At 73.1% G+C, this 11015-nt stretch carries 11 protein-coding genes; 6 read left to right on the top strand and 5 right to left on the bottom strand.

Annotated elements, in window-relative coordinates; all coding sequences use genetic code 11:
* Positions 1–6 precede the first annotated feature (6 nt).
* Together ACQUQD_RS18710 and ACQUQD_RS18705 are read left to right on the top strand one after the other, a co-directional pair.
* Positions 7–789, top strand: coding sequence for a 4'-phosphopantetheinyl transferase family protein (locus ACQUQD_RS18710; RefSeq protein WP_428953247.1), 783 nt, complete (start codon positions 7–9; stop codon positions 787–789).
* A gap of 9 nt (positions 790–798) precedes the next feature.
* Positions 799–1791, top strand: a complete 993-nt coding sequence (locus tag ACQUQD_RS18705) for a TauD/TfdA family dioxygenase (RefSeq protein ID WP_428953246.1) — start codon at positions 799–801, stop codon at positions 1789–1791.
* A gap of 79 nt (positions 1792–1870) precedes the next feature.
* On the opposite strand, the gene ACQUQD_RS18700 is transcribed toward ACQUQD_RS18705, so the two are convergent.
* The 3 genes from ACQUQD_RS18700 to ACQUQD_RS18690 form a co-directional block, all read right to left on the bottom strand.
* Positions 1871–2518, bottom strand: a complete 648-nt coding sequence (locus ACQUQD_RS18700) for a class I SAM-dependent methyltransferase (RefSeq protein ID WP_428953245.1) — start codon at positions 2516–2518, stop codon at positions 1871–1873.
* A gap of 100 nt (positions 2519–2618) precedes the next feature.
* A complete protein-coding gene (locus tag ACQUQD_RS18695) occupies positions 2619–5120 on the bottom strand; it encodes an FtsX-like permease family protein (RefSeq protein WP_428953244.1) in 2502 nt (833 codons plus the stop codon).
* Positions 5114–5875 (bottom strand): ABC transporter ATP-binding protein, encoded by a 762-nt coding sequence (locus ACQUQD_RS18690; protein WP_428953243.1) that lies wholly within the window; start codon positions 5873–5875, stop codon positions 5114–5116. Before ACQUQD_RS18690 ends, ACQUQD_RS18695 begins: the two co-directional genes overlap by 7 nt.
* A 251-nt stretch (positions 5876–6126) precedes the next feature.
* On the opposite strand from ACQUQD_RS18690, the gene ACQUQD_RS18685 reads away from it, so the two are divergent.
* Positions 6127–6879 (top strand): thioesterase II family protein, encoded by a 753-nt coding sequence (locus ACQUQD_RS18685; RefSeq protein WP_428953242.1) that lies wholly within the window; start codon positions 6127–6129, stop codon positions 6877–6879.
* On the opposite strand, the gene ACQUQD_RS18680 is transcribed toward ACQUQD_RS18685, so the two are convergent.
* Positions 6863–7501, bottom strand: a complete 639-nt coding sequence (locus ACQUQD_RS18680; protein WP_428953241.1) for a DedA family protein — start codon at positions 7499–7501, stop codon at positions 6863–6865. The two genes, ACQUQD_RS18685 and ACQUQD_RS18680, sit on opposite strands and share 17 nt — an antisense overlap.
* 194 nt (positions 7502–7695) lie before the next feature.
* Here ACQUQD_RS18680 and ACQUQD_RS18675 point away from each other — a divergent pair, with 194 nt between their 5' ends.
* Positions 7696–8967, top strand: coding sequence for a sensor histidine kinase (locus ACQUQD_RS18675; protein WP_428953240.1), 1272 nt, complete (start codon positions 7696–7698; stop codon positions 8965–8967).
* A gap of 11 nt (positions 8968–8978) precedes the next feature.
* Positions 8979–9623 carry a LuxR C-terminal-related transcriptional regulator gene (locus tag ACQUQD_RS18670; protein ID WP_428953239.1) on the top strand — a complete coding sequence of 215 codons (645 nt, stop codon included), beginning with the start codon at positions 8979–8981 and terminating at the stop codon, positions 9621–9623.
* Positions 9624–9644: 21 nt separating this feature from the next.
* Here ACQUQD_RS18670 and ACQUQD_RS18665 read toward each other — a convergent pair whose 3' ends face one another.
* Positions 9645–10637, bottom strand: coding sequence for a LuxR C-terminal-related transcriptional regulator (locus ACQUQD_RS18665; RefSeq protein ID WP_428953238.1), 993 nt, complete (start codon positions 10635–10637; stop codon positions 9645–9647).
* A 167-nt stretch (positions 10638–10804) separates the two neighbouring features.
* Between ACQUQD_RS18665 and ACQUQD_RS18660 the strand changes: the two genes are divergently transcribed.
* The gene (locus tag ACQUQD_RS18660) at positions 10805–11014 is read left to right on the top strand and encodes a hypothetical protein (protein ID WP_428953237.1); all 210 of its coding nucleotides are present in this window, start codon (positions 10805–10807) and stop codon (positions 11012–11014) included.
* Position 11015 lies beyond the last annotated feature (1 nt).

Genomic DNA, 11015 nt, shown 5'->3' with positions numbered 1-11015 from the left:
GGCCCGGTGAGTACCGCTGAGCGCGAATACCGCGCCCTGTGCGACAGCGGCGGTGTCCACCTCTGGCAGGGCGCCACGCACGCCCCGCCGTCCGCGGCCGAGCTGCGACTGCTCTCCGCGGCCGAGCGCGAGGTGATGCGCCGCAGGTCACGCCTCGACGGCCTGCGCTACGCGGGCGCCCACATCGCCGTACGCCGGGTGCTCGCCCGGTATCTGGGGGTGGCGCCCGCGGGCATCCGGTTCGGCACGACGCCCTGCCCGTGGTGCGCGGACCCGCGGCACGGCAGGCCGGTCGTCCGAGCGCCGGACACGGAACTGGAGTTCAACCTGTCCCACGCGGGCCCGCACTGGGCCCTCGCGGTGACCTGCGCGGGGCAGGTCGGGGTCGACGTGGAGGACGGCCGGTCGGGCAGCCCGGCCGGCGCCGCGTCGCTCGTCCTGTCCCCGTCCGAACTCGACCATCTGGACAGCCTGCCGGACGACGGGGCCCGCGAGGCCGCCTTCCTGCGGTGCTGGACCCGCAAGGAGGCGGTTGTGAAGGCGATCGGCGTCGGTATCACCGGGGACCTCAAGTCCCTCGAGGTCCATCCCGAGGACCCGGGCCCGCTCGTCGTCTCCTGCGCGGACGGCGCCGGCGGCGACTGGCTCGTCCAGGACGTGCCGAGCCGCGCGGACCTGTTCGTGGCGCTCGCCAGGCCCGCCGCCAGTACGGGCCCCGTCGTCCTGCGCGCCCAGGGCACCCCGCTCTCCCACTCCGTCCTCGAACCCTTCGCCTCCTCCAGGAGCTGATGACCCACCATGACCGTCACCACCCAGGCGAGCTCGCCGTCTACCGCCGCAACAGCCCGGGGCATCGACCTGCCGGGCCACCTGCCCAAGGTCTTCCTCGCGCCGGACCCCGACGCCGAGATCGGCGCGTACATCGCACAGCACCGGGCGGGCATCCGCGCCGCCCTCACCGAACGCGGCGCGGTCCTGCTGCGCGGCTTCGCCGTCGACGGCGTCGACGGCTTCAACGGCTCGGTGCACGCCCTGTCGGGCACACCGCCGCTCACGTACGCGGAACGCTCATCGCCGCGCAGCACCATCAAGGGGCAGGTGTACACCTCGACCGACTACCCGGCGGACGAGGAGATCTTCCTGCACAACGAGAACTCGTACCAGTCGGTCTGGCCGCAGACCCTGTACTTCTTCTGCATCGAGCCCGCCCACACGCTCGGCGCCACCCCGCTCGCCGACATCCGCGCGGTCCACGCGGCCATCGACCCCGAGGTGCGCGAGGAGTTCACCCGGCGCCGCTGGCGCGTGGTGCGCAACTTCCACGAGGACTTCGGCGTTCCGTGGCAGCAGGCGTTCAACACCGACGACAAGGAGCGGGTCGCCGCGTACTGCGCGAGCAAGGGCATCGACGTGGAATGGACCGCGGGCGGGCTGCGCACCACGGCGGTGCGCGACGCGGTGCACCGCCACCCGGTGACGGGGGAGACGGTGTGGTTCAACCACATCACGTTCTTCCACGTCAGCACGGTCGCCCCCGATGTGCGCGACGGCCTCCTGGAGATCTTCGCGCCCGAGGACCTGCCCACCAACTCCTACTACGGCGACGGGGCGCCGATCCCGGACGACGTCGTCGCCCATCTGCGCCAGTGCTACCGGGACGCCAGCACCCGCTTCGACTGGGAGCGGCACGACGTCCTGGTCGTCGACAACATGCTGGCCGCGCACGCCCGTGAGCCGTTCACCGGGCCGCGGAAGATCGCGGTCGCGATGGCGGAGCCGTCCGACGGCTGACGCCGCGGGCCGGCCCCGAAACGGATCCGCCGCCGTACCGGACAGGTACGGCGGCGGACTCATGCGCGCTCCGGGGGATTCAGGCGCGCATGACCGTGCTTGCCGCGGCGCACGAACTGTCGCGTGCGGCAGGCAGGTTGAGGGCGGCGGACGCCTTGCGGGGGCGCGGCCGCCGGGTGTGGTAGACGAAGGCCGGCGGCACGTTGCCCCACACCGTGCGCCCCGGCACCACCTCTTCGAAGGACGAGCCGAGCATCCGCCGGAACCGCCGGGCGGAGGCCAGGCGCGTCGCGTGCACATAGCCGAACGTCGTGAACGCCCCCTGCGGAGCCAGGGCCTGCCGCACCGAGTCGAGCGTCGTCCGCTGCACCGGCCGGGGCAGGGTGGCCCAGGGCAGACCGCTGATGACGACGTCCGCCGGGCCGAGCCCGCACTCCTCGAGCAGCCGGGGCAGCGCGGACGCCTCGGCGTTCAGGACCCGCACCCGCGGATAGCGTGCGGCGAGCGACGCGGCGAGCCGGGGATTGATCTCCACGGCCAGATGGTGGCCGCGGCCGCCCAGGAGCTCCTGGATGACCGCCGTGAACGCGCCGGTGCCAGGCCCGAGTTCGACGACCACCGGGTCGCCGGACTCGGGCACGGGAACCGCCACCTCGGTGGCGAGCCGGCGCGAGCTGGGGGCCACGGCGCCGACCTGAAGGGGAGAGCGCAGGAATTCTCTGAACATCGACCCGGCCGCACCGGTCTCACTCGTCAACGTTTACTGCCTCTCGGGCTCGTAGGGATCGGTACGTGTCCACGACGGCTTCTTCGGCGCGGTCCGCCGGTTACTCCCGCATGCCCGCCAGCTCCACCGGCCGGGTCCGCAGCGCGAACGACGCGGGCAGGGCCGCCGCGAGGACCGCGAGGACCGCGCTGGCACCGATCACCGCGCCGACCGTCGGCCAGGGCACGACGACCCCGGACCACACGTCGAGCAGCCCGAGGGCGCCCCAGACGCCGAGCAGGTTCACCGCCGAGACCGCCGCGCCGAGCACCGCGCCGACCACGACGACCATCACCGACTCCACCGCGACCAGCCGCAGCACCTGGGCCTTCGTCGCGCCGGTCAGGCGCAGCGCCGCGAGATCGCGGACCCGGTCGGTGGTCGCCATCACCAGCGTGTTGGCGAGGGCGATGCCCGTGTAGACCAGGGCGATGGCCAGGATCATCAGCAGGCCGAGCCGGGTGGACTCGCTGGAGCGCGGGTAGTGCGTGTCCACCCACCGGCCCGCGGTGCGCACCTCGACGCCGCTCGCCTCGCCGGCCGCGCGCAGCCGCTGGGCGACGGCCGCCCGGTCGGCGTCGCCGGTGACCTTGATGTCGACGCGGTCGATGCCGGCGGCCGACGCGTTGTGGTCGGTGAGGTAGACGCCGTTGCTGCCGGTGCCGACCGCGAGGACGGCGGCGATCCGCAGGCTCACCTTGCGGCCGTCGCCCAGCCAGACGGGGACCTGTTGGCCGACGCGGGTGGTCAGCCACTCCTCGTTGACGACGATGCTGTGATCGTCCAGATCGCTCAACCTGCCCGCCACCACGGGCAGTTCCGAGACAGCCGCCAGGTCCTCGGGGTCGGCGACCGCGCGGGCCTCCGAGCGGACCAGGGCGGTGCCCTCCTCCAGGACGGTCACCCCGGTCGAGCGGGACGTGCTGACCGTGACACCCGGCACGGCGCGGGCCGCCCGGACGAACCGGTCGGGCAGCGCCCGGCCCGCGTCGCCCGCCGACGCCACGAAGTCGGCCCGGGTCTGGGTACGGGCCTCGGCGGCCTTGGCCTCGTTGATCGTGGCCGTCGTGCCCATCAGGGAGCAGGCCAGCGCCACGGTGATGATGACCGGCGCGGCCACGGCCGCCGTCCGGCGCACCCCGGCCGCCGCGTTCTCCCGCGCCAGCATGCCCACGGCGCCCGGCAGCCGGGCGGGCAGCCAGGTGAGCAGCCGGGTCAGCGGACGCACCAGGACCGGCGCGAACAGCGCGAACGCCACGATGAGGAGCATCGGCTGCGTGATGTACGTCTTGCGCTTCAGCACGTCGCCCGGGTTCTCCACCAGCGCCATGACCAGCAGCCCGAGGCCGGTGAGCAGCACGGCCGCGGCCACCAGACGGCGGCTCCACGGCATGGTGCCGCTGTCGACGGCGGACTCCCGCAGCGCCGCCGTGGGGCCGGTACGGCCGGCCCGGAAGGACGCCACGACCACCCCGCACAAGGCCACGAACAGCCCGGTCCAGAAGGCGACATGGAGCGGCCAGGTCTGCTCCCCGATCCGGAACCAGGCCGGAGCGATGCCCTGCCCCGACATCCACGCGGCGAGCCGCGGCGCGCCCCACCGGCCGAGCAGGCAGCCCGCACCCGACGCGAGCACCCCGATCACCAGGGCCTCCGCGTACACCATGCGCCGCACCTGACCGGGCGTCGCGCCCGCCATCCGCAGCAGGCCGAACTCGCGCCTGCGCTGCGCCACCGCGAAGGTGAACGTCGAGGCCACCACGAACACCGAGACGAACGCGGTGATGCCGGCCGCGGTGCCGAGCAGCGCGTTCACCGAGACCAGGGCCTCCTTGTCACGGTCCGGGTCCGGGTCCGCGCGGCGCCGGTCGTCGCCGGTCAGCACGGACATGCCCGAGCCGGGGCCGACGGCCGCACGGACCGCGGCCGGATCGGCGTCCACCGTGACGCGGTCGATCCGCGGCGAGACGCGGGCGGCCTCGGCGGCGGTGAAGAACACCGCCGACTCGAATCCGGCGCCCGGCACCGTGCCGACCACCGTGCGGGTGCCGGTGCCCGCGGGCGTGCCCACCTCGATCCGGTCGCCGGTACGCACCTGCGCGCCGGGCCCGGTCGTGACGACGACCTCGCCGGGCGCTGAGGGGGCGCGTCCGGAGGAGAGCCGGTAGGGCGTGGCGGCGGCGATCGTCCACGGGTGGCCCACGGGCGCGCCCGCGTCCTCGCCGAGGCGCGCACCGCCGGACACCGAGACCGGGAACGTACGGTCCTCGGCGGTGGCGCCCACCGCGGCGAGGCGCTCCGCCAGCTTCTCCGGGACGGCCCGCGGGTCGGTCAGCGTCGACGCACGGACACCGATCGGTGTGTCGACCTTCAGCTGGTCCGAGGCCTGCACCACCACCTTCGCCTCGGCGAACCGCTCGGTGCCGCGCTCCGGCGCGTCGAACGTCGCCGCGAGCGCCAGACCCGTGGTGGCGATGAGCCCCACGCCGAGCGCGAGCGCCAGGAACGAGCCGACGAAGGTGACCCAGCGGGTGCGCATGCCGCGCAGCGCGAGACTCAGCACGACGCCACCGCCGCGGCCTTCGACGGGACGGCGGCGCTCAGGGCCGTCATCCGCTCGGCGACCTGCTCCGCCGACGGCGCGTACAGCTCGTCGCGGACCCGGCCGTCGGCGAGGAACAGCACCCGGTCCGCGTAGGACGCGGCGACCGGATCGTGCGTCACCATGATGACCGTCTGGCCGCGGTCGACCATGGCGCGCAGCAGCGTCAGGACCTCCCGGCTCGTGGTGGAGTCCAGGGCGCCGGTCGGCTCGTCACCGAACAGCACCTCGGGCCGGGTGACCAGGGCGCGGGCCAGCGCCACCCGCTGCTGCTGACCGCCCGACATCTCGCTGGGCCGGTGTCCGGCCCGCTCGCGCAGCCCCACCTGTTCCAGAACCTCGAGGACCTCGGCCCGCCTCGGGCGGCGGCCCGCGAGCCGCAGCGGCAGCCCGACGTTCTGCTCCGCGGTCAGCGCGGGCAGCAGGTTGAAGGCCTGGAAGACGAAGCCGATGCGCTGCCGGCGCAGCAGGGTCAGCTTCTTCTCGCTCAGCCGGGTCAGATCGGTCTCGTCGAGGAACACCTGCCCCCCGGTCGGCCGGTCCAGCCCCGCCGTGCACTGCAACAGGGTCGACTTGCCGGAGCCCGACGGCCCCATGACGGCGGTGAAGGTGCCCCGGGGAATGTCGAGGCTGACCTGGTCGAGGGCGGTGACCGCGTTCTCACCGGTCCCGTAGGACCGGGTCACCGTGCGGAGCCGGACGGCTGCTTGATTCATGGTGTCCACTCAATCGGGCCCGCCCGACGGTCACATCGGAGCGGGACGGAGTCTTCGGGGTGGAGGTAGCTCCACCCTCCTGTGCACGATGGCTGCACCCGGCACGAAAAGTGCAGGCCGTCGGGGTGCAGGAACCTGCAGCGGCAGCGTCCTGCCCGCGCGCGCCCCGCCATCGGGCCCGGAACCGGCGGATCATGACGGGGACGGGGCCCGAGCGGGGCCGTGCCACGACAGCGTGAGGGTGGGTTCGCATGGGCGTCGCAGGTGCCGGGATCAGGAGCCGGTGGTTCCGCCGCTATCCGACGGCGGACGGGGCGGTCCGGCTGCGGCTGATCGGCTTCCCGCACGCGGGCGGCACGGCGACCCTGTTCCACGGCTGGGCGGCGCGCCTGCCGCGCGGCGTCGAACTGCTCGCCACCCAGTACCCCGGCCGCCAGGAACGGCTGGCCGAACCGTGCGCCGAGAACATGGCGGAGCTCGCCGACCGGATCACCGACGCGCTCCAGCCCGAACTCGGCGTTCCTCTCGCCCTGTTCGGGCACAGCCTCGGCTCCGCCGTCGCCTACGAAGTGGCACGCCGGCTCGACGAGCGGCACGGCGTCGTCCCGGAGCTGGTCGTCGTCTCCGGACGCGGCGCACCCCACACCGAACGCGATGGCACGCTCCATCTCCTCGACGACGACCGCCTCGTCGCCTCCGCCCGCGGCCTCGGCGACCTGGGCTCGGCCGTCTACGACGACCCCGACCTGCGCCCGCTCCTGCTGCCCTCGCTGCGCGGCGACTTCCGCCTCATCGAGTCCTACCGGCCCACCGACCCGGCGCCGCTGCGCGCACCGCTCACGGCGGTCGGCGGCGTGAGCGACCCCGGCTGTTCCCTGGCCGACCTGCTGTCCTGGCAGCCGCTCACCACGTCCACGTACGAGCACCAGGTCTTTCCCGGCGACCACTTCTACCTCGTGCCGCGCGAGGACGAACTCCTCACGTACCTCAACGGGCGGTGGTGAGTTCGGCGGCGGCCTGGGCGTTTCTCGTCTTCCGGTACGAGAGCAGCATCGGCAGGGAGCTGGTGAGCAGCAGCGCCGCGGACGCCCCGGCGAGTACACCGGAGCCGCCCCACTTCTGCCAGGAACCGCCCGCGATCAGCCCGACCGCCACACAACTGGGCGCCCACAGCAGGCTGCCGAGCAGGGACAGGCCCAGATAGCGGGCCCACGGGACGCCGGCGGCGCCGCACATCACGGGCACCAGGGTGCGCAGCGCCGCGTTGAACCGGCCGAGCAGCACCGCCCGCGCGCTGTACGTGCCCACGGTGTGCAGCGCCGTGCGGTAGCTGCGCGAACCGGTCACCCGGGCCGGCAGGTTCGCGGCGAGCCGTGGCCCCCAGCGCCGCCCCACCAGATGACCGACCACATTGCCCGCGAGCGCGCCGAGCACCGCCATCGCGATCGCCGCGGGCACCGGAAGACTGCCGTGGTGCGCGAGCACGCCGCTCGCCATCAGCGCGGTCTGTGAAGGGAGCAGCATGCCGAGCAGCGGCAGCGCGGGCTCCGCCATGGGAAGCAGGAAGACGATCAGCAGCGTCAGCCACGCGGGCACAGCCGCCAACTGTTCCTGGATCCAGGCCATTTCGGTCCCCTCGCCGAGCCACGGCCCCGCCGGGCGGGGCCGGACGCACCCGGTGCGTCCGGTCTCAAGAAGACCGCGCGCCGCCCGTCCGGCACATCGCAGCTGGGATCACTCCTGGCGGGCAGCCAGGGCCCACCCCGATGGTGGACCTAGCTGGGTGGTCCGGCCCCGGAAGGTCTCATAACGTGCGGCCCATGCCTTCCCCGACGATCTGGACCCGGCTGCATCTGCGCCGCTACGTGCTCAGCGGCTGGCCCTGGCGCGCGGCGCTGTATCTGCTCAGCAGCGTGCCGCTGGGCGCCGCGACCCTGCTCACCCTGGTGCTGCTCGCCGTGGCGGGCGGCGTGCTGACCGTGGTCGTCGTCGGACTTCCGCTGCTGCTCGTGCTCGTCCTCACCGGTGTGCCGCTCGCCTCGCTGGAGCGCCGACGGCTGCGCCTGATCGACACCGAGCCGATCGCCGACCCGCACCGCGACCCCGGCCGCACCGGTCTCACCGCATGGCTGCGCACCCGGCTGCAGGAGCGCAGCACCTGGCGCGAGCTGGGTTACGCGGTGCTCTTCGGCTTCCTGCTGTGGCCCCTCGAAGCACTCGTCGTGGGCTCCGTGCTCACCGTGTGCGGCGGGCTGCTCGCGACGCCGGTGATGCTCGCGTTCGACGGCGAGGAGGCGCGGGTCCTCAAGATGTGGATCGTGGACAGCTGGCCGGGGGCGCTCGGCGCGGCCCTGGCCGGGGCGCTGCTGCTGCCCGTGTTCGCCTACCCGCTGGGCGCGATCGCCGCGGGCCGGGCCGCCCTCACCCGCTTCCTGCTGTCCTCGCCCACCGGTGAACTGACAACCCGCATCAAGGAGTTGGGCCGTTCGCGGATCCGCCTCGTGGACGCGTTCGAGGCCGAGCGGCGCCGGATCGAGCGCGATCTGCACGACGGCGCGCAGCAGCGGCTCGTCGCCCTGTCCATGACGCTGGGCCTCGCCCGGCTCGACGCGCCGGACGGGCCGCTGGGCGGCCTGCTCGCCACGGCGCAGGACGAGGCGGCCACCGCCCTCGTCGAGATCAGGGAACTCATCCGCGGCATCCACCCCCAGGTCCTCACCGACCGCGGTCTCGTGGCGGCCGTCGAGGATCTCGCGGACCGCTCGGCGGTCCCCGTCGACGTCGACTTCGACCTGCCCGGGCGCCCCCCGGAAGCCATCGAGACAGCCGTCTACTTCGCGGTCAGCGAGGCCCTCGCCAACGTCGCCAAGCACAGCGGCGCGAGCCGCGCCCAGGTGCGCGGCCGGCTGACGAAGGGGCAGCTGGTCGTGGAGGTCGAGGACGACGGCCACGGCGGCGCGGACACCGCGCAGGGCACGGGACTGCTGGGTGTCGCCGATCGTGTCTCGGTCCTCGACGGGCGGCTGCTAGTGTCCAGTCCGCCCGGCGGCCCCACCGTGTTCCGCCTTCAAGTCCCCTGCTCAAACCCCTGATTGAGGAACTGATGCTGCGCATCGTGCTGGCCGAGGACAGCGTGCTGCTGCGCGAGGGCCTGGTCGGCCTCATGGAGCGCTTCGGCCACCAGGTGGTCGCCGCCGTCGGCACCGCGGACGAGCTCACCGAGGCCGTCACCGCACACCGGCCCGACATCGTGGTGACCGATGTGCGGATGCCGCCCGGCTTCTCCGACGAGGGCCTGCGCGCCGCCATCGCGCTGCGCCGGGCCCGGCCGGGGCTGCCCGTCCTGGTGCTCAGTCAGTACGTGCAGCGCACGTACGCCGAGGACCTGCTGGACTCCTGCGACGGCACCGGCGTCGGCTATCTCCTCAAGGAACGCATCGGCCACGTCGAGGAGTTCATCGACGGGGTGCACCGGGTCGCCGAGGGCGGCACCGTCGTCGACCCCGAGGTGGTGCGGCAGCTGATCAGACACCGCCGCGACCCGATGTCCCGGCTGACCGCACGGGAACAGGAGGTGCTCGCGCTGATGGCGGAGGGCAAGTCCAACGCGTCGATCGCCGCGGCCATGGTCGTGAGCGAGGGCACCGTCAGCAAGCACTTCGGCTCCATCCTCACCAAGCTCGACCTGTCGCTCGACGACACGACCAACCGCCGGGTGCTCGCGGTCCTCGCGTATCTGCGGGGCTGACACGTCCTTCCCGGACCGGCCCTAGGCCGTCAGCCAGCCGCGCTGCGCCGCCAGCGCGCCCAGCTGGAAGCGGCTGCGGGCACCGAGCTTGGCCATCAGTTCGGCGGTGATCCGCCGGCTCGTGCGCACGGAGACGCCGAGCTTCCGGGCGATCACCTCGTCGGTGAGCCCGCCGGCCAGCAGCCCGAGCACGGCGCCCTCCTCGTCGCTCAGCTCCCGCGCCCGGCCCGGCGCCCGCTCCTGGCCGAAGCGTGACGCCTGGCTCCACACCTGCTCGAACAACGCGCGCAGCGCGGCCACCGGACCGGGACTGGACAGCAGGAACGCCCCCCGGTCGGGCTGGTCCGGGTCGAGCGGCACCAGGGCCTTGTTCCGGTCCCAGATCAGCATCCTGAGCGGCAGGTGCGGCGCCGTCCTGACCTGACCGCCCTGCTCGCTCAGCCACTGGGCGTACTCGGTGGTCGGGCGGTCGTTGCGGATGCTGTGCGCGTAGACGCACCGCACGTGCACGGACCGCTCCAGGAGCATCCGGTCGAGGGGCCGTGCCGCGTGCAGCCGGTCGGCGGGCTGGGCGCCGCCGGGCAGCAGCGCCTGTGCCTCCTCGCGGCACTCCTGGCTCACCTTCTCGATGCAGGCCTGGATCGCGTCCGGGCCACTGGCGAGCTGCACCGAGTCGATTTCCCCCGTGACGGCGCCCCGCCGATATTCCGAAATGAGTTTTTCGGCGGCCAGTTTGCTTTCGGAGAGCGACAGCTGGAGCTTGAGCAATTCCCTTTCCTGGGACTGGACGAGCGATCTGAGACCGAGTTCCGGATCCACCGCGCGGGTGCCGTCCCGATGTTCCTGCGAGGTCTGCACGAGGGCGAGCCCGGCGAGCTCGTCGAGCGCTCCCGCCGCCCTGTCGAGCGGCCATCCGAGCTGCTCGGCCATCTGCTGCGGGCTCGCCCCAGGCCGCTTCAGCAGAGCACGGTAGGCGCGTTCCGCATCCACCCCGACGCCAATCTCCTTGAGCACGCTCTTCCCCCTCCTGCTCGACATCGGAGCAGACCCTAGCCGGAGGGTATGTCGGCTCATTTTCTCCGGCCGCGGGCGCGAGAAATCGAGGAGAAATTGGCGCAACAATTTGCTGGGGTACGGTTTGGCCCAGCTGAAGAGATCAGCTACGGAGGGGGTTTCAGAACATGCAGAAGAAGACGGGTCTCGTCGTTTCGGTGCTCGGTGCGGTCGCGGTGAACATCGCGCTCCTCGGAGGTACGGCCGGTGCCGACGACCTGCCCTGGACGGGTCCCGCCCCGGAGGCCGGCGTCGCGGGTGTGACGTCCTTCGTGAGCGACACGGTGACCACCCTGGGCGAGGGAGACGACGACAACGACCTGCCCTGGACCAAGTAGT

The sequence above is a fragment of the Streptomyces sp. cg35 genome (genome assembly GCF_050410835.1).
In the GTDB taxonomy this organism is placed as follows: Bacteria; Actinomycetota; Actinomycetes; order Streptomycetales; family Streptomycetaceae; genus Streptomyces.
The sequence above is the reverse complement of the archived record's forward strand: the minus strand, read 5'-3'. Positions and strand labels throughout refer to the sequence as shown.

Coding starts and splice junctions, on each gene's coding strand:
- ACQUQD_RS18705 (WP_428953246.1), top strand. CDS start 799: ATGACCGTCACCACCCAGGCGAGCTCGCCGTCTACCGCCGCAACAGCC.
- ACQUQD_RS18700 (WP_428953245.1), bottom strand. CDS start 2,518: ATGTTCAGAGAATTCCTGCGCTCTCCCCTTCAGGTCGGCGCCGTGGCC.
- ACQUQD_RS18690 (WP_428953243.1), bottom strand. CDS start 5,875: ATGAATCAAGCAGCCGTCCGGCTCCGCACGGTGACCCGGTCCTACGGG.
- ACQUQD_RS18685 (WP_428953242.1), top strand. CDS start 6,127: ATGGGCGTCGCAGGTGCCGGGATCAGGAGCCGGTGGTTCCGCCGCTAT.
- ACQUQD_RS18680 (WP_428953241.1), bottom strand. CDS start 7,501: ATGGCCTGGATCCAGGAACAGTTGGCGGCTGTGCCCGCGTGGCTGACG.
- ACQUQD_RS18675 (WP_428953240.1), top strand. CDS start 7,696: ATGCCTTCCCCGACGATCTGGACCCGGCTGCATCTGCGCCGCTACGTG.
- ACQUQD_RS18670 (WP_428953239.1), top strand. CDS start 8,979: ATGCTGCGCATCGTGCTGGCCGAGGACAGCGTGCTGCTGCGCGAGGGC.
- ACQUQD_RS18660 (WP_428953237.1), top strand. CDS start 10,805: ATGCAGAAGAAGACGGGTCTCGTCGTTTCGGTGCTCGGTGCGGTCGCG.